Below are 25,015 nucleotides of genomic sequence, written 5' to 3'. Positions count from 1 at the left end.
ATCCACTCTCAGGCGCGTTTTGCGCGACGTTCAGCAATAAAAGAAACCAGGAAGATGGCGCCAATCAGGTCGAAGAAACCCATGGCGATAAACAGCGGGTTGAAGCCGATTTTGTCGGCGGTCACCCCGATAATCAGGGAAAAGATGAAGCTCGCGATCCACGCGGCGGAGCCACGCATACCGTTCACGGTCGCCATCTGGCCTTTATCGAAAGACTCCACCACCAGCGCGCTCAGCATGCAGGAGATAATCTGGTGGCCGAAACCGCCAATCGACATCAGCACCACGGCGACGATAGGATCTTTAGTGAGCGCGACCACGGCGAGTGAGACCATCAGGAACGCGCCGGTCACGGAGCTTGCCACGGTGGAGTTAACGCGTGAGCAGCCAAACAGACGCACATACAGGCGGGTTAAGTAACCGCTGGCGACGCTACCGAGATCGGCGGCGAGGAAAGGCAGCCAGGCGAACAGGGCGATCTGCTTGAGATCCATGTTGTACTGCTTGGCGAAGTAGAGCGGCATCCAGAAGCTGAATACGGCCCAGGCCGGTTCCGCCATAAATGCCGGGATCGCGATGCCATAGAAGCGTTTGTTTTTGCCGACGGTTTTCAGCGCAGTGAGGAACGGCAGCTTGACCGGCGGCGCTTCGTTATCCTGGCGGATATAGTCCAGCTCGGCCTTGCCCAGGTTCGGGTGTTTGTCCGGGTTATGGTAAAACGCCCACCACAGCACGACCCAGGCCAGCGCCAGCAGGCCGGTAAACATAAATGCGCCCTGCCAGCCGAAAGAGGTGTGAGCAAAGTAGATGATCGGCGGTGCCAGCATTGCGCCGATAGAAAAGCCTACGCCCGCCCATCCTGCCGCTACCGGGCGCTCGGATTTCGGGAACCATTCGCCAATCGTTTTGGCGTTTGCCGGGGTTGCCGCTGCTTCCGCGCCGCCCATAAAGAAGCGCAGCATCGCCAGATGTATCCAGTTTCCGGCCCCCGCATGCAGCAGACAGGCCAGTGCCCACAGGCTGGCGCAAATCATAAAGCCCAGCTTGAGGCCAATCACATCAATCAACCATCCGCACAGCGGCTGGAACAGGGTGTAGGCAATCTGGAATGCCCCGACTATCCACGAATACTGTTCGGTGGTGATCCCAAGGCTGGTTTTCAGCTCTGGGGCCAGAATGCCCAGCGAGTTACGGGTGATGTAGTTCACGGTCACGCCGAGTAAAAAGAGGACCAGCATCCACCAGCGCAGGTTTTTCACTACGCGGCGCGTTTTGCTGACGGCCATATCATTATTGATACCCTGGCTCATAGGGTTCTCCACAGGATGATGTAGGGGACGATGCGCCAACTGCGTGGGAGAGTTGTCACACCACTTTTATTAACGTTTTGATTGTTATCATTTTTGTTTTTGTTCACTTCCACCGTTCTTGTATGGAAGTTGTTCTACCAATTCACAGTAGGAGACAATAAAAGCGAGGGAAAGCGGGTTTTGTGCACGTTTTTTCATAACTGGTTGATATAGATTACGTACAAGCATTCAAAGCCCATCAGCATGCGGTTTTTATGTCATGAAAATTTTTTCATTTCTGAATTAGAGGCGGATCACATAATGGAAAAGAAGCTAAAAATCGCGGAAATTGCCGCGCGAACCGGGCTCTCCGCCAGCACCGTTTCGCGGGTATTGGCAGGGAAGGCCAACACCAGCGACCGCGCCCGAGAAAAGGTGCTGGCTTGCGCCCGTGAGCTGGGGGTAATGGACGGCATGGCAGCAGGCCGCATGCTGTTGAACAACCTGATAATCTTCGCGCCGCCGCGGGCGTTTGATGAACGCTCGGATATCTTTTACTACCGCGTGATTCAGAGCATCAGCAAGGCGCTGGCACCGCACGAAGTCCGTCTGCGCTATTGTCCGCTGGAGGAAAATGACAGCGATCCCGCGTTATTTCTCTCGCGCATGAATGAAATGGAGACGCAGGCCGCCGTTTTGCTGGGCATTGACGATCCCCATATTCACGATCTGGCGGCCGATCTCGGCAAGCCCTGCGTGCTGATCAACTGCCGCGACGATCGCATGCGACTGCCTGCCATCGCGCCGGATCACCGTACGATCGGCGCATTTGCCGCCCGTTATCTGTTTGAAATGGGCCACCGCGAAGTGATGAACGTGATGTGTTTGCGCCGCTACACCATGGAGCAGCGGCTGGCGGGCATTAAAGAGTCGTGGCGGCAGCACAATCTCGTTTTTCAACACGAGCGTGATTTGCTCAATATTGGCAGCTTTAGCGCCAAAGGGGCGGAAGAGAAAGTGGGGGCGTGGCTTGACGCATTGGGTAGCCGCCCGATGCCGACGGCGTTCCTGGTCGGTGGTGATTTTATGGCGGCAGGCACCATCAACGCGCTGCGCCAGCGCGGGCTGCGCGTGCCGCAGGACGTTTCGGTAATGAGCATCGACGGTTTTAACCTGGCGGCGATTGAAGATGTCCCGCTAACGGCGGTTCACGTCCCGCGCGATGAGCTGGGTGTTGAGGCGGTGCAGATGCTGCAACAGCGGTTAATTCGCCCGGATGCGCCGGTCGGCTCGCTGCTGCTGCATGGGCGGCTGGCGGTGCGGGAATCGGTCAGACGGGTGCGCCCCGGAAAAGGGCACACCGCCGTGGAGCGGGAAGGGCTATACGACAATCAGCCGTCGATACCGAGCGCGCGCTTGCCGTGAATGTTGAGGTCGGCGAGGGTGAAACGCCCTTGCCAGTCGGCTTCGTAGTCTTCACGCGGGAAATCGCCCGGCGAGGCGCCGCGCTCGAGTGCGGCCTTCACCTTATGGGCGTAGGCGAGGTTTTTCGCGCACATCGGTGCTGCCGGAATATACATCACGTTACCCCAGCCTTGCTGATTTTCGACCGGTGCCACCGAGTGAATTACGTCGCAGTGCCACCATACTGAATCCCCGGCCTCAATGGCGGGAATGGCGGTCAGCGCGCTGATTAACAGCGGGTGCCACTTCTCGGAAATCGGCAGTACTTTGCCCGGCGCGACGCCGCACAGTTCGTCGTCCGGAACGTCATCAAGCAGCGGACGCAGCAGTACGTAGGCCATCGCTTCGGGAATCGGCACCACGTGCAGCAATCCCTGATCGGGAATCATATCGGAGAGCGCCGTCCAGCCCTGGAAGGTGCGGAATACCGAGCATTTGGTGGTGTTATCCACGGTGTACTCTTCCACATCGGTGCGGTGCGTGGCGTTCCACGGATCGTACTGTTCAATATTGCCGTTAAACACGTTGGCAAACACCTGCTGGTAGGCCGGTAGCAGCCAGCGCTCCAGCGCACCGGAGTCGGTATGCGCACCCAAACCTTTTGACGTGGTGCCCGGTGGGCGGCGGCGAATACGGTCCGGGTAGATAACGCTGATATCCGGGTTAAACCACTGCTTACCTTCGCTTGAAACCTGCCACAGGTGGTTCAGGAACGACTGTGCCTTCGCCATTTCCGGACTCTGGCGAGCCTGCATTTGCGCCTGTGACCAGTAGATGGGATAAATTTCCGGGCGTGATGCATCAAGCGACCCGAAGAAGGTGTCGCCTGGCCCTTTGTAGACGTCGTCAAAGCGGTTGAGGTCGAGATAGTCGAGCATCGAACGATCCCAGGCCAGCGCCTGTTCGCGAGGGAAATGACCTTTAATCACCGCGCAGCCGCGGCGTTTCACTTCAGCGCGAGTCGCGTCCGTGATTTTCCCGGCGGCAAGCTCTGCATATGGGATCTCCGGCCATACTGGCTGACCCTCAGCTTTCAGCGCGTTAATTTCTGCCACGCGGGCTTCAATGGTGGCGCTCAGACGGTCAAATACCGCCTGCACATCGCCAATCTGTGCGCGCAGCGCCTGCTTCATCTGGCGAATCGCCGCTTTCGGGTCAGCGGGCAGCGTTTCGTGGGTAAATGTCATCGTCATATCAACCTCGCAATCTTTCGTTCGAAAGTAAAATGCATTACAGGTGATACTTTAAGTTAAAATAAAGTTAATGCAAGTTTAAATTCTTGCATTAAATCACGAAGGGGAGCAGTAGCCCGGCCGAGCGCAGCGACGCCGGGAAGGCACAAGAATAGTCAGTCAGGAGAGACCCCGGAGTCGGCGCGCTGCGCCTTGTCCGGGCTACCTTCAGGAAGAGAAAGGTGCGGAGCCGTCCAGCACGGCCTGAATCACATTCAGCGCGCCGTCGTGGTTGTTATCGTCGGTCTGGTAGTCGGCGATGGCTTTTATGTTCTCGCCCGCGTTGCCCATGGCGAAGGCGTACTTCACAAGCTTCAGCATTTCGGCGTCATTGCCGCTGTCGCCAATCGCCACGCACTGTTGCGGCGAAAGCTGCCAGCGTTTCAGCAGACGGCTGATACCGTTGGCTTTGTGCAGGCCTGGAATAATGAGATCGACAAAGCCGAAGCCGCTGGTGACGGGTTTCATAATGCCGTCGAGAGAGACGTGCAGCTTATCAATTAGTTCAGGAATATCGCTGTCCGGCAGGTTCAGCGAGAATTTGAACATCTTGTCGTCGACGTCGTGGAAGTTCGCCACGCGCTTTAAGCGGTAGTAGTGTTTGGACATCAGTTCGACCAGGGCATCCGGGGCGCTTTCGCTGATGTAAGCGCTCTCCAGACCGCAGGCGACGAAGTACATCTGCGGGTCTTTCAGCAGTTCACCAATCACCACCTGATACTCATGCTTTGTCAGCTCACCGTGGAAAAGCTGTTGCCCGTGTTCGTACACCAGCGCGCCGTTTTCGGCGACAAAAGAGATGCGATCGCGGATTTCAGGGAAGAAGGTAATCAGCTGGTAATACTGGTTGCCGCTGGCAACGACGAATTCGATGCCACGCTGTTGAAGCTGTTCAAACTGCGCCAGAAACCGTGAACGGTCATAGGTCTTGGCGTCATTAAGAAAAGTTCCGTCCATATCTGTGACGATAACTTTAACGGTCATGCGGGATGCTCCTGGGGTAACTTCGGCCAGAAACAATTTAATTACAATGTGAGCTAAAGCACAAATTTATTTCATTCGAAAGAAAAGCCGGGGTCACTATTGTACGACCGGGCTACCTGCTTATCGACAACGCCGATCGGTTCCCTCTCCCCATTGGGGAGAGGGTTAGGGGGAAAAACCGAACTACAGCGTGTGCTCCGTACGGGCAATAATATCGTCCTGCGCATCCGGCGACAGCGCGGTAAAGAACGCCGAATACCCCGCCACGCGCACCACTAAATCACGGTACCGATCCGGATGTTTCTTCGCTTCCAGCAGCGTTTCGCGCGACACGATGTTGTACTGAATATGCCAGCCTTTGTGCACCTCGAAGAAGGTGCGCAGCAGCGCCATCAGCTTCTGTTTATCGCTCTCATTCTCGAGCGTTGCCGGGTTCAGCTTCTGGTTTAACAGCACGCCGCCAAGAATCGCGGAGGTCGGCAGTTTACCCACGGAGCTAATCACCGCCGTTGGGCCGAGATGATCGGTACCGGAAGCCGGGCTGGCGCCTTCGGCAAGCGGCGTTTTTGCCTTACGGCCGTCCGGCGTTGCCATGGTTTGTGCGCCAAACGGTACGTTTGCAGAGATAGAGGACGTCCCTGCGTAATAGTTGCCGCCAATCGGACCACGGCCGTAGCGCGGGTTGTGATACTGCTTCAGCTCGTCGATATAGGTCTGGTAGGCGCGGGCCAGCAGGGTGTCGACGCTGTCATCATCGTTGCCGTACTTCGGCGCGCCGTTGATTAAACGCTGACGTAGCTGCTCGTGGGTCAGGCCGTCGTAGTCTTCCGCCAGCGCTTTTGCCAGCTCCTGCTGACCAATCAGCCCCTGATCGAAGACCAGCTTTTTCACCGCCGTCAGGCTGTTGCCGAGGTTGGCGATACCCACCTGCAGGCCGGAAACCCAGTCATACTTCGCGCCGCCCTGTTTGATGCTTTTCGCCCGCTCGATACAGTCGTCAACCAGCGCCGAGCACAGAATATCGTGCACGTTTTCTTCCAGCATGGTATCGACCACGTACTCAATCTCAATCGATTTACGGGTGTAATAGCGAATCTGGGTGTCCCAGTCGGCCAGCATCTGCTCGAAGTTGGCGAAGTTGCCCTGCGACAGCGCGTGCTCCTGTGGCAGGAACACCTTACCGCTGGTGGCATCGCGGCCGCCTTCCATCGCCGCCAGCATCACGCGGGCAAAGTTGATAAAGCTCATGCCGGTGCAGCGGTAGCCCCATTTGCCGCCGACGGCGGTTTCGATGCAGCCGATTGCCGCATAGTCGTAGGCATCTTCCGGTTCGACGCCGAGCTTAATAAATTCCGGGATAACGATTTCATCGTTGTTGAATGCTGGCATGCCGAAGCCGCAGCGAATCACCTGCACGCAGGCGTCGAGGAAGTCGTTGCTCATGCCCGCGTGGTAGCGCACGCTCAGGTTTGGCTGGGTGGAGCGCAGACGTCCGCAGGATTCGAGGATGGCATAGGAGAGCGGGTTCACCGCGTCCAGCGCTTCGCCGTTTATCAGTTTTTGGCCGCCGATGGTGACGTTCTGATACAGCGGACTACCGGCGGAGGCTTTGGAGTGCGAGCCGGAGCGAATCTTATTCACTTCCAGCAGCTTCAGCCAGCAGCTGTGCAGCAGCTCGATTGCATGTTCGCGGTCCAGCGTTTGTTCCAGTTCAACGTCACGACGGTAGTACGGGTAGAGATACTGGTCCATGCGGGCAAACGACACCGAGTGGCCGTTGGACTCAATTTGCAGAATCAACTGAATGAAGTAGCACAGCTGCAGCGCCTGCCAGAAGGTTTTCGGCGGCTCGTGGGCAATCACGTCGCAGTTTTCCGCCATCGCCAGCAGTTCATCGCGACGGCTTTCACGAATCTCTTCGGCTGCCATTGTGCGCGCCAGTTCAGCGAAACGTTTGATGTGCAGGCTCACCGCGTCCAGCACGATATCAATAGCTTTCAGGAACTGGTCGCCGTGCAGGTCTTCCAGCACGGTCAGGTTAATGCGGGTGCGGCGTTCGGCCACTTTCGCGCGCATACCGTCGAGGCCTTTTTCCAGCAGCAGCGGGAAGTTCACCGCCAGGTGGGCATCGCCGGAGGTCATGTTACCTTCGGCTTTGATGATACCGGTTGCCAGCAGCGCTTTTTGTTCGTCGGTGAACATCCCGTAGCAGCGGTCCTGTACGGTCTGGCCGCGCCACCAAGGGCATACTTCGTGCAGTACGCGTTTGTTCTCTTCGCTCACCGCAAAGCCTGCGCCTGGGCGATCCGCCAGATCGTCGATCTCTTTTTCAATCCAGCTGACGGTATATTCCGGGAAGATAGGCGCGGCGCGCACTTCACTGGCCTGGTTACCGATGATCAGCTCGTCGTGTTTGATCCAGATAGTCCGTTCTGCGAGGTGATGGGCCAGCGCCAGCGCGCGGCGTACCGGAATCGGCTTGTCGAGATGCTGCTGATAGGCTTCGGTATAGTGACGCGCACGTTCGGTGCACACCGGCGGCTTCACGATATGCACCAGCGCGTTTTTGTGGGCCTGAATGCGGTCGGTCAGTTTATCGAGTTTCAGAGTGGTCATCGTTTTATCCTCGTAGTGTCGCTGTTAACCCTTTTTCACCGGCATACTGTTGAGCAAAATCCAGCAGCTCAGGGTCATTCAGCGGCTTATCGGGTGCGAAGTAGGGAAGGCCGAGCAGGGCATATTTATTGATGCCGAGCGTGTGGTAAGGCAAAAAATGAATTTCGCGCACGCCGGGCATTTCGTCGGCGGCAAAATCGGTAATCGCTTTAATGGAGGTTTCGTCGGCGTTAAAGCCCTGAATCAGCGGCACGCGCAGCGTGACCTGTTTGCCAGCGGCGGCCAGTCGTTTCAGGTTGTCGAGCACGCGCTTTGCTGAGCCGTCGGTCCACTGCTTAAAGCGCGCTTCATCGACATGCTTGAGGTCAGCCAGGAACAGGTCGATGTAAGGCAACGCGGGCTCAAGGTAGCGCCATGGCACGTGCAGACAGGTCTCAACGGCGGTATGAATCCCCTGGTCGTGAGCACTTTTTAGCAGCGTGAGCGCCAGTTCCGGGTTCATAAACGGTTCGCCGCCGGAAAGGGTCATGCCGCCGCTGCTGCGGTCGTAAAACGGTTTGTCGCGCAGCACGGTGGCCATAATCTCTTCAGCGCTTTTTGCTTCCCCGCAGACGGTCAACGCCTGGGTTGGGCAGCAGGTGGTCAACGTGGCAAGGTGGGCGTCATCCAGCTTTTCCCGATGGATAACCAGCCCGTTAAGCGCACGTTCGATGACCGACGGTGCGGCTTTCTGGCACAGGTCGCAGCCATCCAGGCACAGACGCGGGTCGAACAGCAGATCCTGTTCGCGGGAGCGGCTTTCTGGGTTCTGGCACCAGCGACAGCCGAGCGAGCATCCTTTCAGGAAGACTACGGTGCGGATGCCTGGACCATCGTGGGTGGAATAGCGCTGAATATTGAAAATCATATGCTGCCCTCATCTTTCGTATAAAGATTAAAATACTTTCGAATGAAAGTTATCTTGACGTGCATCAACTTAAGAAGAGGTTTTGCTGTGGTAGTGTTATTCCATGCTCAATATCACGGTTTAAGGACACATCATGGAACTCTATCTCGACACCTCCGACGTCGCCGCAGTGAAGAAGCTGGCGCGTGTTTTCCCACTGGCTGGCGTGACGACTAACCCAAGCATTGTGGCGGCAGGTAAGACGCCGCTCGATGCACTGTTGCCAGAACTGCTGGACGCCATGGGCGGTAAAGGCCGTCTGTTTGCCCAGGTGATGGCGACCACGGCGGATGGCATGGTGGCTGACGCACGCAAGCTACGGGCGATTATTCCGGATCTGGTCGTTAAAGTGCCGGTGACGGCGGAAGGTCTGGCAGCGATTAAGCTGCTGAAAGCGGAAGGGATCCCGACGCTCGGTACTGCCGTTTACGGTGCGGCGCAGGGACTGCTGTCGGCGCTGGCGGGGGCGGAATATGTCGCGCCTTACGTCAACCGCGTCGATGCCCAGGGCGGCAACGGTATTCAGACGGTGTGTGAATTGCAGGACCTGCTGACGTTGCACGCACCACAGTCGAAAGTGCTGGCCGCGAGCTTTAAAACGCCGCGCCAGGCGCTGGACTGCCTGCTGGCAGGCTGCCAGTCCATCACGCTGCCGCTTGATGTGGCACAGCAGTTGATTAGCTATCCGGCGGTCGATGCGGCAGTCGCGAAGTTTGAACAGGACTGGCAGACGGCATTTGGACGTACGTCGTTGTAAAAGAAAATATCGGATGATGGGTCGGGTGACGATCGATTCCCTCTCCCCAGTGGGGAGAGGGCTAGGGTGAGGGGGGATTACGCCAAAGCCTGCCCGCACACCTCGCACGTCGGGCTACGCATCAGCTTCATCTCTCTGAACTGGCAGCGCATCGCGTCGTACATCACGATTTTCCCCGCTGCGGGCACCCCGTAATGCGCCAGTACTTTAATCGCTTCCATCGCCTGCATCGCGCCAATCACGCCAACCAACGGTGACATCACACCAGCCTCCACGCAGGTTAACGCGTTCTCGCCGAACAGACGGCTCAGGCAGCGGTAGCACGGCTCGCCATTCTGATACGTAAAGACGCTGATCTGGCCTTCCATACGAATTGCCGCTCCGGAAACCAGCGGAATTTTGTGCTGGAAGCAGCCCGCGTTAAGCTGATTGCGAATGGTCACGTTGTCGGTACAGTCGAGCACCAGGTCGTGTTCGGCAATCTGCGCCCACAGCGCCGCGTCTTCCAGCATTGCATTCAGCGTATTCAGCTTAACGTGTGGGTTAATGCGCGCCAGCGCCTCGCGAGCGGAGTCCACCTTCGGCTGACCGATGGTGGCATCGCTGTGCAGCGTCTGGCGCTGTAGGTTTGAGAGCGAAACGGTATCGAAATCGAGCAGCGTCAGCTCGCCCACGCCTGCGGCAGCGAGATACTGCGTGGCCGCGCAGCCTAGCCCGCCGAGGCCGACGACCAGCACGCGAGCCGCTTTCAGCCGCTCCTGCCCATCAAAATCGAAATCGCGCAGGATGATTTGCCGGTTATAGCGCATCATCTCCGCGTCGCTAAGCTCCTCCGCCATTACAGGCCTCCCAGCAGGTGGTTAAACGGCTCCACCTCTACCCATTCGCCCGGCTCAACGTGACCGCGCTCGCGCTCCAGCACGATAAAGCAGTTGCCCTGGCTGAACGAGCTGAAGATGTGGGAACCCTGATGACCGGTGGTAGATACGGTCAGTTCGCCGTTTTCATTGCGGGTCAGCAGGCCGCGCTGGAAGTCGAGGCGGCCCGGCGATTTTTTCAGGCGGTCGGTGGTGCGTACGCGCAGGCGCGGCGCCTGGGTTGCTACGCTACCGGCACTCAGTTTCGCCAGCAAAGGCTGCACCAGCTGATAGAAGGTCAGCGCGGCGGAGACCGGGTTGCCCGGCAGGCCGCAGAACCAGCTGTGGTTGAGTTTACCAAAGGCGAATGGTTTGCCCGGTTTGATGGCGAGCTTCCAGAAGCTGATTTCACCGAGCTCATCGAGGATGGTTTTGGTGTAGTCGGCTTCACCAACGGAAACACCACCGGAGCTGATAACCACGTCGGCCTGCTCATCCGCCTGGATAAAGGTCTGGCGCAGCTGTTCCGGGTCGTCGCGGATGATGCCAAGGTTAATCACCTCGCAGCCCAGCTGTTCCAGCATCAGGTGCACCGCCAGACGGTTGGTGTCATAGATTTGCCCGTCGCCCAGCGGCTGGCCCGGCAGTTGCAGCTCATCGCCGGTGGAGAACAGCGCGACGCGAATTTTACGTACCACGTCCACCTCGGCAATGCCGAGCGACGCCAGCACCGGCAGTTCGGCGACGGTTAAACGGGTTCCGGCCGGGAACACTACCGCGCCGTTGGCGATGTCTTCGCCGCGACGACGAATGTTCTGGTTGGCTTTAACGTGGGCGGTAAAACGAATGCCGTCGTCGGTTTGCTCGGTTTCTTCCTGCATCACCACCGCATCGCAACCCGCGGGCACCGGCGCGCCGGTCATAATGCGAATGCAGGTACCGGCTGGCCACTCACCGTGGAAGGGTTGTCCGGCAAAAGCCTTACCTGCCACCGCGAGCGGCGTTTGCGCCGCGAGGTCAGCGAGACGTACCGCGTAGCCATCCATCGCCGAGTTATCAAAACCCGGTACGTCCAACGGGGAGACAACATCGCTCGCGGTAATGCGACCAAAAGCCTTCAGCAGCGGTACCGACTCGCGCTCGTGCAGCGGGGTAATCTGATCTAGCATTTGGCTCAACGCGGTATCAAGCGACATCAGTCCGGCGGTAAAATCCATGGGTAAACTCCTGCGGGAAACGTTCGAATGCGCACATTATGGCAGAAAAGCCTTACCGACAGTATGCCACCTGTGGTGTACCTCACTACATGGAACGCTATTTCTATATTCAAAATTGATATAGGAACAGAGACACTATAATGATATTTATACACAAAATCGTTCAAGCTGCGTCAAGGCGGCAAGTGAGTGAATCCCCAGGAGCTTACTAAAGTAAGTGAGTGGGGTGAGCGAACGCAGCCAACGCAGAGGCAGTTTGAAGGATGAAGTGTATATAAAGAAAATGACGTAAGGGATGGCTCAATGGGCAAGGCAGTCATTGCAATACACGGTGGGGCAGGCGCGATTAGCCGCAGCCAGCTTTCGGCAGAAAAAGAACAACAATACGTCACGGCGCTTTCCGACATCGTGGAAAGCGTACAAAAGATGCTTGAATCGGGCACGAGCGCGCTGGATGCGGTCACCGAAGCGGTACGTCAGCTTGAAGAGTGCCCGCTGTTTAACGCCGGGATTGGCGCGGTGTTTACCTCAGATGAAACGCATGAGCTGGACGCCTGCGTGATGGACGGGTACTCGCTGCAGGCGGGAGCCGTTGCCGGGGTAAAACATCTGCGCAACCCAGTGCTGGCGGCCAGAAGCGTGTTGGAAAATAGTCCACACGTGATGTTGATTGGCGAGGGGGCGGAAGCCTTTGCGCAGTCACAGGGGATGGAGCTGGTGAACAATTCACTCTTCTCCACCGACGAGCGCTTCCAGCAGCTGCTGGTGGCGCGCAGCAACGGCGATTTTATTCTCGACCACGATGCCGCTCCGCTGGATGAACAGCAAAAGATGGGCACCGTGGGCGCTGTCGCCCTGGATCTCAACGGCAACCTGGCGGCGGCTACCTCGACCGGCGGGATGACCAATAAACTGCCCGGCCGGGTGGGCGATAGCCCGCTGGTGGGGGCGGGCTGTTATGCCAACAACGCCAGCGTCGCGGTCTCTTGTACCGGCACGGGCGAAGTTTTTATCCGTACGCTCGCGGCGTACGATATTGCCGCGCTGATGGAGTACGGCAACCTCAGCCTTTATGAGGCCTGCGAGCGCGTGGTGATGGAAAAACTGCCTGCGCTTGGCGGCAGCGGTGGCCTCATCGCCATCGACCGCGAAGGCAACGTGGTGCTGCCGTTTAACAGCGAAGGCATGTACCGCGCCTGGGCCTACGCCGGTGATACGCCGACGATTGGTATCTATAAGGAATAGAAGGAGTTACCGTGCCGCATTCCGATGAGCTTGATAACGCGCAGGTGCTGAGCGTTGATAACCTGAACGTGACGTTTCGTCAGGACGGGCAGCCCGTGCGCGCCGTGCATCAGCTCTCTTTTCATCTTAATCGCGGTGAAACGCTGGCGATTGTGGGGGAATCCGGCTCGGGGAAATCGGTCACGGCGCTCTCATTAATGCGCCTACTGGAGCAGTCCGGCAGCGAGGTGAGCATTGATAGCCTGCTGCTGCGCCGCCGCAATCGAGAAGTGATTGATCTTCAGGAGCAGACGTCGGCGCAAATGCGCAGCGTGCGCGGTGCCGATATCGCCATGATTTTCCAGGAGCCGATGACCTCGCTGAACCCGGTGTTTACCATCGGTGAACAGATTGCCGAGTCGATTCGCCTGCATCAGGGGCTCGGGCGCGAAGAGGCGCTGGCCGAGGCGAAGAAAATGCTCGATAAGGTGCGAATTCCGGAAGCGCAGGCCATGCTGTCGCGCTATCCGCATCAGCTCTCCGGCGGGATGCGTCAGCGAGTGATGATTGCGATGGCGCTGTCGTGCCGCCCGGCGGTGCTGATTGCCGACGAGCCGACCACCGCACTGGACGTGACCATTCAGGCGCAGATCCTGCAACTGATAGATGTACTGCAAAAAGAGATGTCGATGGGGGTGATTTTTATCACTCACGACATGGGCGTAGTGGCGGAAATTGCCGACCGGGTGCTGGTGATGCATCAGGGCGAAGTGGTCGAAAGCGGGCTGGTGGACGAGATCTTTACCGCACCCCAGCACCCGTACACGCGTCGTTTGCTGGCGGCTGTACCACGCCTGGGCGCAATGCGCGGCAGCGACTATCCTAAAAGCTTCCCGGATTTCAATGCACCGGAAAGTGAACCGCAGCAGCAAGACACCGTTGCTGAGGGGAAGCCGATTCTCAAGGTGCGTAACCTGGTGACGCGTTTTCCGCTGCGCGGCGGCATTCTGAACCGCGTCAACCGCGAAGTACACGCGGTAGAGAACGTCAGCTTTGATTTATGGCCGGGGGAGACACTGTCACTGGTGGGCGAGTCCGGCTGCGGGAAATCAACCACCGGGCGGGCGCTGCTGCGACTGGTTGAGTCGCAAAGCGGCACCATTACCTTTAACGGCGAGCGCATTGATACGCTTTCAGCCCATCAGCTTCAGCCGTTGCGCCGCGATATTCAGTTTATCTTCCAGGACCCGTACGCCTCGCTCGACCCGCGCCACACCGTGGGCTTCTCGATTATGGAGCCGCTGCGTATCCATGGCGAGTTGAAAGGCGAGGCGCTGCAGCAGCGGGTGGAGTGGCTATTGCAGCGCGTCGGTCTGCAACCTGAGCATGCCTGGCGCTACCCGCACGAGTTTTCCGGCGGCCAGCGGCAGCGCATCTGCATTGCCCGTGCGCTGGCGTTGAACCCGAAGGTGGTGATCGCCGATGAATCGGTCTCGGCGCTGGACGTCTCGATTCGCGCGCAAATCATCAACCTGTTGCTGTCATTGCAGCGGGAAATGGGCATCGCGTTTCTGTTCATTTCACATGATATGGCGGTGGTGGAGCGTATCAGTCACCGTGTGGCGGTGATGTATCGCGGGCGCATCGTGGAAATTGGCCCGCGCCGCGCGGTGTTTGAAAACCCGCAGCATCCGTACACGCGCAAGCTGCTCTCCGCCGTTCCGGTGGCGGACCCGGCGCATCGGCGGCCGCAGCGCGTGCTGCTGTCGGACGAACTGCCGGGCAATATCTATAAACGGGGTGAAGAAGTCGAACCCATTAATTTGCAGCAGGTTTCACCGGGGCACTATGTGGCCCGAGAACCGGCAAGCAGTGCGCTGATAAATCGATAATAAAACCATAGGCAGGGGACAACATGACACAACGCGTTTCACGTAAATGGCTGGTCGCACTGGGCGTGGCTTCCGCGCTGGCGGCTTCTCCCGCGTTCGCGGCAAAAGATGTGGTCGTGGCGGTAGGCTCCAATTTCACCACGCTTGACCCATATGATGCTAACGACACGCTCTCGCAGGCGGTGGCGAAATCGTTCTATCAGGGGCTGTTTGGCCTCGATAAAGAGATGAAGCTGCAGAACGTCCTGGCTGAGAGCTATACCGTTTCTGACGACGGCAAAGTCTACACGCTTAAGCTGCGTCAGGGGGTGAAATTCCAGGACGGCACCGATTTTAACGCCGAAGCGGTGAAGATTAACCTCGATCGCGCCAGCAACCCGGATAGCCACCTTAAGCGCTATAACCTGTACAAAAATATCGATAAAACCGAGGTCGTTGATGTCCATACGGTAAAAGTGACCTTAAAGCAGCCGTTCTCGGCGTTTATCAACATTCTCGCCCACCCGGCGACGGCGATGATTTCGCCTGCGGCGCTGAAGAAATATGGCAACGAGATTGGCTTCCATCCGGTGGGGACCGGGCCGTATAAGCTCGACACCTGGAATCAGACCGACTTTGTGAAGGTCAGTAAATTTGCTGGCTACTGGCAGCAAGGGTTGCCGAAGCTGGACTCCATTACCTGGCGTCCGGTTGTCGATAACAATACCCGCGCGGCGATGCTGCAAACCGGCGAAGCGCAGTTTGCCTTCCCAATTCCTTACGAGCAGGCGGCGCTGCTGGCTAAAAACAGCCAGCTTGAGCTGGTGGCCAGCCCGTCTATCATGCAGCGCTATATCAGCATGAACGTGACGCAAAAGCCGTTTGATAACCCGAAGGTGCGCGAAGCGATTAACTACGCCATCAACCGCCAGGCGCTGGTGAAGGTGGCCTTCGCGGGCTACGCCACGCCAGCGACCGGTGTCGTACCTCCGTCAATCGCCTACGCTCAGCAGTATCAGCCGTGGCCGTACGACCCGGCAAAAGCCAAAGCGTTGCTGAAAGAGGCGGGCTACCCGAACGGCTTTAGCACTACGCTGTGGTCGTCGCACAACCACAGTACCGCGCAGAAAGTACTGCAGTTTACCCAACAGCAGCTGGCGCAAATTGGCATTAAGGCGCAGGTGACGGCGATGGATGCCGGTCAGCGCGCGGCGGAAGTGGAAGCCAAAGGGCAGAAAGAGAGCGGGGTGAGAATGTTCTACACCGGCTGGTCCGCCTCAACGGGCGAAGCCGACTGGGCGCTGTCGCCGCTGTTTGCTTCTTCAAACTGGCCGCCAACGCAGTTTAATACCGCGTTCTACAGCAACCCGCAGGTGGATAAAGACCTGACGACGGCGCTGCAAACCACGGATGCGAAAGAAAAAGCGCGGCTCTATAAAGAGGCTCAGGATATTATCTGGAAAGAGTCGCCGTGGGTGCCGCTGGTGGTAGAGAAATTGGTATCGGCGCACAGCAAGTCATTGACCGGGTTCTATATTATGCCGGACACGGGCTTTAGCTTTGACGATGCGGATTTGAAGTAAGCGACGTCTCCCTGCGTCGTGATGGCGCAGGGAGCTTACGGCAAGGAGAGTCATGCTTAACTATGTTATCAAACGCCTGCTCGGCCTGATCCCGACGCTGTTTATCGTGGCGGTGCTGGTGTTTTTATTTGTCCATATGCTTCCCGGCGACCCTGCACGGCTGATTGCCGGGCCGGAGGCGGACGCGCAGGTTATCGCGATGGTTCGTCAGCAGTTAGGGCTGGACCAGCCGCTGTACGTTCAGTTCTGGCACTACATTACCCACGCTGTTCAGGGCGATTTTGGCATGTCGATGGTGTCACGCCGTCCGGTATCTGAAGAGATAGCGAGCCGTTTTCTGCCAACGCTTTTTCTGACCCTCGCCAGCATGATGTGGGCAGTGATCTTTGGTATGGCCGCCGGGATTGCCGCCGCCGTGTGGCGCAACCGCTGGCCGGATCGTCTTGGGATGGCGCTGGCGGTCACCGGGATCTCCTTCCCGGCGTTTGCGCTGGGTATGCTGCTGATGCAAATTTTCTCCGTCGAGCTTGGCTGGCTGCCCACCGTGGGTGCCGACAGCTGGCGGCACTACATTCTGCCGTCAATCACCCTCGGTGCCGCCGTGGCCTCGGTGATGGCGCGCTTTACCCGCGCCTCGTTTGTTGACGTGCTCAATGAAGACTATATGCGTACCGCCCGCGCCAAAGGGGTGAGTGAAAAAGTGGTGGTGCTAAAGCACGGGCTACGTAACGCCATGATCCCGGTCGTGACGATGATGGGGCTGCAGTTTGGCTTCCTGCTCGGCGGCTCGATTGTGGTGGAAAAAGTCTTTAACTGGCCGGGGCTTGGACGCCTGCTGGTGGATTCGGTGGAGATGCGTGATTACCCGGTGATTCAGGCCGAGGTGCTGCTGTTCTCACTGGAGTTTATTCTTATCAACCTAGTGGTGGATGTGCTCTACGCCGCCATTAACCCGGCTATCAGGTATAAATAACGTGCGATTATTCAATTGGCGTCGACAGGCTGTACTTAACGCCATGCCGATGATGCAGGCGGGTGTTCCGCGCACGCCGTGGCGTGAATTCTGGCGGCGCTTTCGTCAGCAGCCGGTGGCGATGGCTTCCGGTATTTTCGTTTTGCTGCTGATTATCGTGGCGGTGGTCGCACCGTGGATTGCGCCGTTTGATGCGGAAAACTACTTCGATTACGACCGTCTGAACGACGGCCCGTCGCTGATCCACTGGTTCGGCGTAGACTCGCTGGGGCGGGATATTTTCAGCCGGGTACTGGTCGGCGCGCAAATCTCACTCACCGCGGGCGTGTTTGCGGTACTGATTGGTTCGCTGATTGGCACCGTGCTTGGGCTGCTGGCGGGCTACTACGAAGGCTGGTGGGACCGCATCATCATGCGCATCTGCGACGTGCTGTTTGCCTTCCCCGGCATTCTGCTGGCGATTGCCGTGGTGGCGATTATGGGCAGCGGCATGACCAACGTGATAATCGCGGTAGCGATTTTCTCGGTTCCGGCCTTTGCGCGTCTGGTGCGTGGTAACACGCTGGTGCTGAAACAGCAGACTTTTATCGAGTCGGCGCGCAGCATCGGCGCCAGCGACCGCGTGATCCTGTTCCAGCATATTCTGCCCGGCACGGTCTCCTCCATCGTGGTCTATTTCACCATGCGCATTGGGGTGTCGATTATCTCCGCCGCCAGCCTGTCGTTCCTCGGCCTCGGCGCCCAGCCGCCCACGCCGGAATGGGGAGCGATGCTCAACGAAGCGCGCGCGGATATGGTGATTGCGCCACACGTCGCGGTCTTCCCGGCGCTGGCGATCTTCCTGACGGTGCTGGCGTTTAACCTGTTGGGTGACGGTCTGCGCGATGCGCTGGATCCGAAATTGAAAGGATAGTTTATACGCTAGCCCGGTCTTGCAAATACCTGGCCGGGCTAGCGTTGTTTTACTTAGTGAATACTTCCGGGCCTTTGGCGGCCAAAGTATTGAGAATACGTAACGCTGGACCGCTGGGTTTGATTTCGTTGCGCTCCCATTTGGACACGCTCTCTTTAGACATTCCCAGCGTGTGCGCCAAAATAGACTGCGACATACCGAAACGAGCACGAACCGCCTTAATCTCTTCACCAGACATCATCTTAACGGCGGCGATACGTGTTTTAAGCTCGCGCGCTTTTAAAAGCTTATTGATTTCAGCAACATCGTTCTCTGGCATCAGGCCAAGTGCGTTAAGCTCTTTAGCGTCATCAAGTATTGTTTTGAGTTTGTTAGTCATTTATCTACCTCAACTAAAAAACCGGTGATCAGGAGTTTTGCGATATCCTTATCAGTGAATGCTAAAAAAGCGCTAGCCAGCTTTCGATAAGCAATAAGTTCGTCATCCTCTATTTCTTTACCATTTCCACTACTGACACTATTTTTCGCCCAACCATCGTAGAAAAAAATATGTCGATCGTATTTGAAAAAGATGACGGTTCTTGCGCCACCGCTTTTGCCTTGCTGCAGAGGCAGGCGCTTTTTGATTACCCCCCCGCCTAAATTCGCTTCCCAAACACCCTGTTTGATATCTTCGGCAGCTTTCAATAGCACGTCGTCCGTGATGCCAAGCTTTTTGGTGTTTTGGTTGAATCGTTTTGCCTTATAGATAGTCATGATTCACCTCAACTGGTAACGGTTACTATAGTAAACATTACGGTGTTTTCATGCAAGGAGGGCAGGATAGATAGTGAAAAAATACAGAATATAACCGGGCTACCGTAACAAGTAGTCCGGCGAAGCAAGGCGGTTCGTGGAGATTCGACCCGACCACCCCACAAACCATTCTTGCCGAATTCATTACTATTTTGTTAAAATTGTTATGAATGATGAATTGTTGATATCGCGCAGCATTCCTTCCGTTAAGTAATCTCATAATGAAAGAGCCAATGGGTGGCAAGGGAGGTAAATGCATGACGGATAGCAAACTGAAACGCCAGATGATGAGGCGACTCATCAATGCGCGAATTGACCTTGATGCCTATTTGCAGCTCAGAAAGGCAAAGGGGTATATGTCAGTCGGTGATAACGATCATCTGCGTACTAACCTGCTCGAACTGTGTTGCGAACTACGGGGTAACGTTGTACCGCTTACGCGGTGTAGTTCGCGTAAAGAACTGGAAATGATGCGACAGGCGGGCGAGGCAATCGCTTCCGCGGCCGTGTGCTTGATGACGGGGCGTTACGACTGCCCGTCATATATTGCGGTTAACGTGGAAACGCTTGAGCGCTGCCTGATGGCGTTGACGAACAGCATTCGTAAGCTGGATGCTGAATCACCAATGACTCACGCTTAACATCAGGGAGACGTTTGTCCCCCTGTCTATGATTCTCTCCGTTAGCGCATGATTCGCCGCAGAATACGGTTTGCCTGTTCCTCGAAACGGGTTGCCGCCTGGTCGACGGTTGCCTTGCCGTAGTCGATGCTTTGCAGCGCGGCCAGGAAGAGGGCGGTGAACTGCGGGTCTTCAAGATAGGGGAGTGCCTTCGCGTGATTCGGTAATGAAGCCGATTGCGTTAGCCCGGTGAGTACCGGGTCATCCTCTTTTAGCAGCCCCGCGTCGCGTAAAATCTGTGCCCCGGCCTTGCTCAGCGGCACGCCGCGCTCCAGACCCACAGGCACCACGCCTTCTTTTTCGCTCATCAGGAAATTAATCAGCAGCGCCGCTTCCTGCGGATGGCGGGTATTTTTACTGATGGAAAGCATCAGCGCAGTCTTATTAAACTGCCCGGCATCTTTGGCGCCTTCGCGCATCGGATAATCACCCATCACCAGGTCGTCGGGATGACTCAGGTTCTGCGACTCGGCGGTATACAGGACGTTCCAGTTATAGATGCCGCCCCATTCGCCGTTAATCCACGGCTTCATTTCATAAGCGACGCCTTTACCGTATGAGGCCATCGTGCGGGCATCCGGTACGGCGTGTGCCGCTACTAGTTGGCGGTAAAAGGTGAAGGCCTGCACCAGATCGTCATGGTTCCAGCCGAGCTTACGGGTTTTCTCATCCACCATCGGCTTCTGGTTGCCCTGATAGACCCAGGAGTTCAGGAGTAACAGCGAGTCCTGCTCGGTCAGGATCAGCGGATAGTAGCTATCGCCGAGCTTTTCTTTAAATACCGGCCCGGCTTTCAGCAAATCGTCCCAGCTTTTCGGCAGCGGTACGCCGGCTTTTTGCCAGGTGGCGGCATTGTAGTAAAACAGCATCACGTTGGCGGAAATCGGGATGGCGTTGATCTTTCCGTTCACCGTCGTGCTGGCGAGCGCGGCGGGAGAGTACTGGTCGAGGCCAATGGGCTGGCGCAGTTTGTTGAGATCGTAAAAACCATCGCCGGTTTTCGACAACAGCGTCAGCCAGTTCCAGTTGGTCTGGATGACGTCGGCTTCGGTGTTGCTATTAATCTGGGTGGTCAGGCGCGAGTAGAAACCGTCCCAGCCGGTGTACTCCGCCTTCACTTTAATGTTCGGGTATTTGGCTTCAAAAGCATCCAGCGCTTTTAAGGTGGCCTGGTTACGGGCCTTACCGCCCCACCAGGCAAAACGGAGTTCCACCTGATCGGCGCTGTGCGCGATGGGCATCGCACCGAAACCGCAGCAGGCAAGCAGGAACAAGGCTGATTTTTTCATGGATGAACCCTCCGTGTATCACAATTAACGACGCGTCTGGCGGTAGCCAGTGAGCGCTTTCACCAACTGCATTTCCTCTTCACACCATGGTTTGCCGTCGGGTGTCAGCACATCGTGGAACCACAGCGAGTGAGGATCGGGGTGATCTCTATTGACGCTGGTCCATGGGATCCAGGTCTGCGTTTTGCCCTGTACCAGCCCCCATTGATAGCAGCCGGTATCGAAAGCGCAGAACAGCGGCAGCTGCTCGCTGAACGTGCAGTCCATATGCCGCGCTAGCCATTCGGTGCAGAGCACCGGGCGCTGGTATGCCGTCAGGCTTTCCAGTACGCCGAGCTGGCGGGCGGCATTGTTGTAGTTGTGGTAGCTGATGATGTCGGATAACTGCAGCGCCGCAATATCAATCGGGTGCTGTAGCGTGCCGTACTGCGGATGGTCAATGTGCCACGCGCCTACAGTGAGCGGCTGGCTCGGGCCAACTTCACGCGCCCAGCCGAAGGTGGCAGTCATCAGCTCCAGCGCGAAGGCTTCCAGCGCTTCGTCATACTCGGTCGATTTGGTGGGGGACAGGTTAATGCCGCGGTTGCCTGGTTCGTTATAGAGATCCCAAATGGTGATGCGCTCGTCGTTTTTAAAATGGCTGAGCACGTCGCGGACGTAGGCTTCTACGCGCGGCCATTGTGCTGGGTCCATTACGATGGCCCGACCGGGACTCGCCGCTGCCTGACTGTTATGCACGCCCTCGCGCGGGGGTTTTTGTGGGCCGAGGTACGGCTCGTCGCCGGAGAAACCGCAGTCGTCCATCAGCGTCAGCATCACCTGAATCTGGTGCTTTTTCGCCAGCATCAAAAAGGTGTCGATGCGCGTCAGCAGGCCGTCGCGGTCGGCTTCCCAGACGATAAACGGCAGATTGGTACGCAGCGCGTTGTAGCCGTAGTCATGTGCCCAGCCCAGCTCCTGGTCGATGGTCGCCGCATCGAAAGTCTCTGCCTGCCACATCTCAGTCCAGTTGACCGCGCTGCGCGGCAAATAGTTAAAGCCGCATGCCCAGCCGTGCTGTTGATACCAGGCCTGCGCCTGCGATTCGCGCCATTGCGAGTGCATAGTTTTTCTCCTTGGTAATAATTATTAGCTAATATTTATTAACTATAGTGCAAGGCGCAATCCTGATGCGGTTGAAGTGTTGAGTTGTTCACAAAAAAAGCGTGGGATAACTGTGCTATAGTCGGTGGCGACAAGGAGCGAACATGGCGAAGAAAAACAAAATAACGATGAGTGATATTGCCAGGGAGGCGGGCGTTTCGCAGGCGACGGTTTCTCTGGTACTCAACAATAGCCGGGCGATTCGCCTGAGTGAGGCTACCCGCGAACGCGTCTATGCCGCGGCGACGGCGCTGGGCTATCAAAAGATCATTGTGCCTCATCGTCAGGAAGGGCAGGAAGAAATTGCCCTGCTGCTGTGCGGGATGCCGAACTACGATCCCTTCGTTGAGGCCATCAGCGACGCGGTTTCCGCCGCCTGGCAGCGGGATACCCTGCTGACCGTTTATGACTACGGCGACGATCTGGAGATGGCGGCGCACATTTTGCGCCAGCTTGACCAGCGCCCCTGCGCAGGGGTGATTCTGGCAAGTCCGGTGACTCGTGCCTTTGATTTTTCGCCGTTCGACGCGCTTATAAATAAGCCGGTGGTGCTGTTAAACCAGTACGACCCGCAGCGCCCGCTGCTGCCGACTTTCCTTCCTGATGACCGCGCCAACGCTTGCCAGATAGTCAACCATCTGCTGTCGCAGGGCATTACGCGCATTGCGCATATCATGGGCGATGACTGGATGGATGCCAGCGTGCTGCGCCTGGAAGGCTATCGCCAGTCGTTGGAACAGGCCGGTATTGCGGTGGACGAGGCGCTGATTAAACAGACCGACTGGTCGCTCAATGCCACCTTTAACGCCACGCTTGAGCTGATGCATTTGCCGGAGCCGCCGCAGGCTATTTTCTGCGCCAGTGACTGGATGACCCTCGGCTGCTATCAGGCGCTCGCCACGCTTAATATTGCCATTCCGCGCGACGTGCTGGTGTGTGGTTATGACGATCAGCGCATTGCGCATCAGTTGACCCCGGCGTTGACCAGCGTACAGCTAGCCTATAGCGAACTGGGCAGAATGGCGGTGAACTACCTGTGCGAAGGGGATGATACGGCGGCGCATGTCCGGCTGGTAGGGAAATTGCAGGTGCGTGGGAGTAGCCAGCGCACCTGAGAGGATTAACTGACCGGGATCATCACCACGTCGCGGAAGGCGGGACGCTCGGCCAACTGCTGATACCAGCGCGCCAGGTGCGGCCGCGGCTGCCAGGTTTTGACGGTTTCCAGCACGTTATAGACAAACGGCGCGACGGCGATATCGCCCACGCCAAACTGGTCGCCGGAAAGCCAGGTTTGGTTTGCCAGGGTGTTATCCAGGATAGCCAGCAGCGGTTCGCAGGCTTCAATTGCCGCGTTGATTTCATCCATGTTGCGCTGCTCTACCGGGGTTCTCACCAGCCCGAAGAGAATTTTACGGTGCACCGGAGATAGGGTTTCGTTGGCCCAGTCCATCCACTTTTCGCTTTTCGCCCGTTGAACAGGCTGCGCTTGCCACAGACTCTCTGCGCCGTATTGTGCCGCCAGGTAGCGTACGATGGAGTTCGATTCCCACAGCACGTCGTCGCCGTCTTTCAGCATCGGTACCAGGCCGTTAGGGTTGAGCGCCAGATAGGCCGCGTCGCGGTTCACGCCAAATCCCTGGCCCGCCATAATTTGCTCATACGGCAGGCCAAGCTCAGCCAGCGTCCAGCGCACTTTTTTCACGTTCGTTGAGTTATTTCTTCCCCACAGCGTTAGCATATCGACTCCCGTTTTTTTAGCAGAGATTAAATGTGGGCCAAAGTAAACGCTTACGCAATCTCGATCAAAAAAAATGTCAGGTTTTCAGCACAACCAGGGGATCTTGCGTAAACTTAAAAAACTTTACCAACTCACTGTTTCTTTAAGAGAGTTTCTACGTTATTACTCACGGCCTGGTGCAGCACGGTACTGTCGTGGCGCGTTTTTGGGAATGGATACTTGGGTGGCTTTTATGATGTGTAACGCTAACTCCTTCAAGAGCCTGATGGCAGGCTCAGCGCTTTTACTTTTAGTGGCACCGGCGGTGCAGGCGGCGGAACAACTTCCGGACGCGCCAGCAATCGACGCTCGTGCCTTTATATTAATGGATTACGCCAGTGGTAAGGTCCTGACAGAGGGCAATGCCGATGAGAAGCTCGATCCGGCCAGCCTGACAAAAATCATGACCAGCTACGTGGTCGGTCAGGCGCTGAAGGCGAATAAAATCAAGCTGACCGATATGGTGACCATCGGACGCGACGCGTGGGCCACCGGCAACCCGGCGCTACGCGGCTCTTCGGTGATGTTCCTTAAGCCAGGCGAGCAGGTGTCGGTTGAGAACCTCAATAAAGGGGTGATTATCCAGTCGGGCAATGATGCCAGCATCGCCATTGCCGACTACGTTGCCGGCAGCCAGGACTCTTTCGTCAGCCTGATGAACGGCTACGCGCAGAAAATTGGCCTCACTAATACCACCTTCAAAACCGTTCACGGCCTGGATGCGCCGGGGCAGTACAGCACCGCGCGCGATATGGCGCTGCTGACCAAAGCGATGATCCACGATGTACCGGAAGAGTACGCGGTACATAAAGAGAAAGAGTTCACCTTCAACAATATCCGCCAGCCGAACCGTAACCGTCTGCTGTGGAGCTCTAACCTTAACGTCGACGGCGTGAAAACCGGTACCACGGCGGGGGCGGGCTATAACCTGGTGTCGTCGGCCACTCAGGGCGATATGCGCCTGATTGCGGTGGTGCTGGGTACCAAGAGCGACCGTGTGCGCTTTAATGAGTCGGAAAAACTGCTGACCTGGGGCTTCCGGTTCTATGAAACCGTCACGCCAATCAAGCCGGATGCCACTTTCATCAGCCAGCGCGTCTGGTTTGGTGATAAGAACGAGGTGAATCTGGGAGCAGGGGAAGCCGGTTCGGTGACCATTCCGAAAGGTCAGCTCAAAAACCTGAAGGCCAGCTACACCCTGACGCAGCCGCAGCTGACCGCGCCGTTAACCAAAGGCCAGGTTGTCGGCACTATCGACTTCAAGCTTAACGACAAAACCATTGAACAGCGTCCGCTGATTGTCATGGAAGCGGTCGAAGAGGGCGGCTTCTTCAGCCGCATGATGGACTTCGTGCTGATGAAATTCCACGAATGGTTTGGTAGCTGGTTCTCGTAATATCCC

The 25,015-nt window shown here is 57.0% G+C and carries 22 protein-coding genes; 10 read left to right on the top strand and 12 right to left on the bottom strand.

What is annotated here, in order from left to right; translation table 11 throughout:
• Positions 1–8 precede the first annotated feature (8 nt).
• Positions 9–1,310 (bottom strand): MFS transporter, encoded by a 1,302-nt coding sequence (locus tag MY052_RS16260; RefSeq protein ID WP_248537420.1) that lies wholly within the window; start codon positions 1,308–1,310, stop codon positions 9–11.
• 243 nt (positions 1,311–1,553) lie between these two features.
• Between MY052_RS16260 and MY052_RS16255 the strand changes: the two genes are divergently transcribed.
• On the top strand, positions 1,554–2,714 hold the full coding sequence (locus tag MY052_RS16255; protein WP_202216178.1) for a LacI family DNA-binding transcriptional regulator: 1,161 nt from the start codon (positions 1,554–1,556) through the stop codon (positions 2,712–2,714).
• Here MY052_RS16255 and MY052_RS16250 read toward each other — a convergent pair.
• The 4 genes from MY052_RS16250 to MY052_RS16235 form a co-directional block, all read right to left on the bottom strand.
• Positions 2,681–3,946 carry a DUF1479 domain-containing protein gene (locus MY052_RS16250; protein ID WP_248537419.1) on the bottom strand — a complete coding sequence of 422 codons (1,266 nt, stop codon included), beginning with the start codon at positions 3,944–3,946 and terminating at the stop codon, positions 2,681–2,683. The genes MY052_RS16255 and MY052_RS16250 overlap by 34 nt on opposite strands.
• Positions 3,947–4,153: 207 nt before the next feature.
• Complete coding sequence (locus MY052_RS16245) at positions 4,154–4,969, bottom strand: Cof-type HAD-IIB family hydrolase (RefSeq protein WP_202216176.1); 816 nt, start codon at positions 4,967–4,969, stop codon at positions 4,154–4,156.
• Positions 4,970–5,152: 183 nt separating this feature from the next.
• Positions 5,153–7,585 (bottom strand): formate C-acetyltransferase/glycerol dehydratase family glycyl radical enzyme, encoded by a 2,433-nt coding sequence (locus MY052_RS16240; RefSeq protein ID WP_248537418.1) that lies wholly within the window; start codon positions 7,583–7,585, stop codon positions 5,153–5,155.
• Between the two features lie 4 nt (positions 7,586–7,589).
• The gene (locus tag MY052_RS16235) at positions 7,590–8,492 is read right to left on the bottom strand and encodes a glycyl-radical enzyme activating protein (protein WP_248537417.1); all 903 of its coding nucleotides are present in this window, start codon (positions 8,490–8,492) and stop codon (positions 7,590–7,592) included.
• 133 nt (positions 8,493–8,625) lie between these two features.
• Here MY052_RS16235 and fsa point away from each other — a divergent pair, with 133 nt between their 5' ends.
• Positions 8,626–9,288 carry a fructose-6-phosphate aldolase gene (gene fsa / locus MY052_RS16230; RefSeq protein WP_064548509.1) on the top strand — a complete coding sequence of 221 codons (663 nt, stop codon included), beginning with the start codon at positions 8,626–8,628 and terminating at the stop codon, positions 9,286–9,288.
• 77 nt (positions 9,289–9,365) lie between these two features.
• On the opposite strand, the gene moeB is transcribed toward fsa, so the two are convergent.
• Both moeB and moeA read right to left on the bottom strand, forming a co-directional pair.
• Positions 9,366–10,127 carry a molybdopterin-synthase adenylyltransferase MoeB gene (gene moeB, locus MY052_RS16225; RefSeq protein WP_248537416.1) on the bottom strand — a complete coding sequence of 254 codons (762 nt, stop codon included), beginning with the start codon at positions 10,125–10,127 and terminating at the stop codon, positions 9,366–9,368.
• Positions 10,127–11,362 carry a molybdopterin molybdotransferase MoeA gene (moeA, locus tag MY052_RS16220; protein ID WP_035894486.1) on the bottom strand — a complete coding sequence of 412 codons (1,236 nt, stop codon included), beginning with the start codon at positions 11,360–11,362 and terminating at the stop codon, positions 10,127–10,129. Before moeA ends, moeB begins: the two co-directional genes overlap by 1 nt.
• A gap of 303 nt (positions 11,363–11,665) precedes the next feature.
• Here moeA and iaaA point away from each other — a divergent pair, with 303 nt between their 5' ends.
• Genes iaaA through gsiD form a run of 5 tightly spaced genes read left to right on the top strand, consistent with a single transcriptional unit; the run spans position 11,666 to position 17,926 of the window.
• Positions 11,666–12,607 (top strand): beta-aspartyl-peptidase, encoded by a 942-nt coding sequence (iaaA, locus tag MY052_RS16215; protein ID WP_035894487.1) that lies wholly within the window; start codon positions 11,666–11,668, stop codon positions 12,605–12,607.
• Between the two features lie 11 nt (positions 12,608–12,618).
• A complete protein-coding gene (gene gsiA / locus MY052_RS16210; protein WP_248537415.1) occupies positions 12,619–14,478 on the top strand; it encodes a glutathione ABC transporter ATP-binding protein GsiA in 1,860 nt (619 codons plus the stop codon).
• A 23-nt stretch (positions 14,479–14,501) separates the two neighbouring features.
• A complete protein-coding gene (gsiB, locus tag MY052_RS16205; RefSeq protein ID WP_248537414.1) occupies positions 14,502–16,040 on the top strand; it encodes a glutathione ABC transporter substrate-binding protein GsiB in 1,539 nt (512 codons plus the stop codon).
• A 52-nt stretch (positions 16,041–16,092) separates the two neighbouring features.
• On the top strand, positions 16,093–17,013 hold the full coding sequence (gene gsiC / locus MY052_RS16200) for a glutathione ABC transporter permease GsiC (protein ID WP_123651360.1): 921 nt from the start codon (positions 16,093–16,095) through the stop codon (positions 17,011–17,013).
• A gap of 1 nt (position 17,014) precedes the next feature.
• Positions 17,015–17,926: a glutathione ABC transporter permease GsiD gene (gsiD, locus tag MY052_RS16195; RefSeq protein ID WP_248537413.1), complete on the top strand. Its 912-nt coding sequence runs from the start codon at positions 17,015–17,017 to the stop codon at positions 17,924–17,926.
• Between the two features lie 49 nt (positions 17,927–17,975).
• Here gsiD and MY052_RS16190 read toward each other — a convergent pair whose 3' ends face one another.
• Together MY052_RS16190 and MY052_RS16185 are read right to left on the bottom strand one after the other, a co-directional pair.
• Positions 17,976–18,305, bottom strand: a complete 330-nt coding sequence (locus MY052_RS16190) for a helix-turn-helix domain-containing protein (protein ID WP_202216168.1) — start codon at positions 18,303–18,305, stop codon at positions 17,976–17,978.
• Entirely contained in the window at positions 18,302–18,682 is a 381-nt protein-coding gene (locus tag MY052_RS16185; RefSeq protein ID WP_248537412.1) for a type II toxin-antitoxin system RelE/ParE family toxin, read from the bottom strand. The genes MY052_RS16190 and MY052_RS16185 overlap by 4 nt, the downstream gene beginning before the upstream one ends.
• 296 nt (positions 18,683–18,978) lie before the next feature.
• Between MY052_RS16185 and MY052_RS16180 the strand changes: the two genes are divergently transcribed.
• Positions 18,979–19,362, top strand: a complete 384-nt coding sequence (locus tag MY052_RS16180; RefSeq protein WP_248537411.1) for a biofilm formation regulator BssR — start codon at positions 18,979–18,981, stop codon at positions 19,360–19,362.
• Positions 19,363–19,403: 41 nt separating this feature from the next.
• Here the strand turns inward: MY052_RS16180 and MY052_RS16175 are convergent, their stop codons facing one another.
• Positions 19,404–20,690, bottom strand: a complete 1,287-nt coding sequence (locus tag MY052_RS16175; RefSeq protein WP_248537410.1) for an ABC transporter substrate-binding protein — start codon at positions 20,688–20,690, stop codon at positions 19,404–19,406.
• A gap of 24 nt (positions 20,691–20,714) precedes the next feature.
• Entirely contained in the window at positions 20,715–21,794 is a 1,080-nt protein-coding gene (locus tag MY052_RS16170) for a glycoside hydrolase 5 family protein (protein ID WP_248537409.1), read from the bottom strand.
• Positions 21,795–21,937: 143 nt separating this feature from the next.
• On the opposite strand from MY052_RS16170, the gene MY052_RS16165 reads away from it, so the two are divergent.
• Positions 21,938–22,948, top strand: a complete 1,011-nt coding sequence (locus MY052_RS16165; protein ID WP_248537408.1) for a LacI family DNA-binding transcriptional regulator — start codon at positions 21,938–21,940, stop codon at positions 22,946–22,948.
• Positions 22,949–22,953: 5 nt separating this feature from the next.
• Here the strand turns inward: MY052_RS16165 and MY052_RS16160 are convergent, their stop codons facing one another.
• Positions 22,954–23,574 (bottom strand): glutathione S-transferase family protein, encoded by a 621-nt coding sequence (locus MY052_RS16160; RefSeq protein ID WP_035894497.1) that lies wholly within the window; start codon positions 23,572–23,574, stop codon positions 22,954–22,956.
• Positions 23,575–23,806: 232 nt separating this feature from the next.
• Here MY052_RS16160 and dacC point away from each other — a divergent pair, with 232 nt between their 5' ends.
• Complete coding sequence (gene dacC, locus MY052_RS16155; protein ID WP_035894507.1) at positions 23,807–25,009, top strand: serine-type D-Ala-D-Ala carboxypeptidase; 1,203 nt, start codon at positions 23,807–23,809, stop codon at positions 25,007–25,009.
• Positions 25,010–25,015 lie beyond the last annotated feature (6 nt).

The organism is Kluyvera ascorbata, assembly GCF_023195735.1.
GTDB classification, from domain to species: Bacteria; Pseudomonadota; Gammaproteobacteria; order Enterobacterales; family Enterobacteriaceae; genus Kluyvera; species Kluyvera ascorbata.
This window is presented reverse-complemented; position numbering and strand designations above follow the sequence as displayed.

Coding starts and splice junctions, on each gene's coding strand:
- MY052_RS16260 (WP_248537420.1), bottom strand. CDS start 1,310: ATGAGCCAGGGTATCAATAATGATATGGCCGTCAGCAAAACGCGCCGC.
- MY052_RS16255 (WP_202216178.1), top strand. CDS start 1,554: ATGCGGTTTTTATGTCATGAAAATTTTTTCATTTCTGAATTAGAGGCG.
- MY052_RS16250 (WP_248537419.1), bottom strand. CDS start 3,946: ATGACGATGACATTTACCCACGAAACGCTGCCCGCTGACCCGAAAGCG.
- MY052_RS16245 (WP_202216176.1), bottom strand. CDS start 4,969: ATGACCGTTAAAGTTATCGTCACAGATATGGACGGAACTTTTCTTAAT.
- MY052_RS16240 (WP_248537418.1), bottom strand. CDS start 7,585: ATGACCACTCTGAAACTCGATAAACTGACCGACCGCATTCAGGCCCAC.
- MY052_RS16235 (WP_248537417.1), bottom strand. CDS start 8,492: ATGATTTTCAATATTCAGCGCTATTCCACCCACGATGGTCCAGGCATC.
- fsa (WP_064548509.1), top strand. CDS start 8,626: ATGGAACTCTATCTCGACACCTCCGACGTCGCCGCAGTGAAGAAGCTG.
- moeB (WP_248537416.1), bottom strand. CDS start 10,127: ATGGCGGAGGAGCTTAGCGACGCGGAGATGATGCGCTATAACCGGCAA.
- moeA (WP_035894486.1), bottom strand. CDS start 11,362: ATGGATTTTACCGCCGGACTGATGTCGCTTGATACCGCGTTGAGCCAA.
- iaaA (WP_035894487.1), top strand. CDS start 11,666: ATGGGCAAGGCAGTCATTGCAATACACGGTGGGGCAGGCGCGATTAGC.
- gsiB (WP_248537414.1), top strand. CDS start 14,502: ATGACACAACGCGTTTCACGTAAATGGCTGGTCGCACTGGGCGTGGCT.
- gsiC (WP_123651360.1), top strand. CDS start 16,093: ATGCTTAACTATGTTATCAAACGCCTGCTCGGCCTGATCCCGACGCTG.
- MY052_RS16190 (WP_202216168.1), bottom strand. CDS start 18,305: ATGACTAACAAACTCAAAACAATACTTGATGACGCTAAAGAGCTTAAC.
- MY052_RS16185 (WP_248537412.1), bottom strand. CDS start 18,682: ATGACTATCTATAAGGCAAAACGATTCAACCAAAACACCAAAAAGCTT.
- MY052_RS16180 (WP_248537411.1), top strand. CDS start 18,979: ATGACGGATAGCAAACTGAAACGCCAGATGATGAGGCGACTCATCAAT.
- MY052_RS16175 (WP_248537410.1), bottom strand. CDS start 20,690: ATGAAAAAATCAGCCTTGTTCCTGCTTGCCTGCTGCGGTTTCGGTGCG.
- MY052_RS16170 (WP_248537409.1), bottom strand. CDS start 21,794: ATGCACTCGCAATGGCGCGAATCGCAGGCGCAGGCCTGGTATCAACAG.
- MY052_RS16165 (WP_248537408.1), top strand. CDS start 21,938: ATGGCGAAGAAAAACAAAATAACGATGAGTGATATTGCCAGGGAGGCG.
- MY052_RS16160 (WP_035894497.1), bottom strand. CDS start 23,574: ATGCTAACGCTGTGGGGAAGAAATAACTCAACGAACGTGAAAAAAGTG.
- dacC (WP_035894507.1), top strand. CDS start 23,807: ATGATGTGTAACGCTAACTCCTTCAAGAGCCTGATGGCAGGCTCAGCG.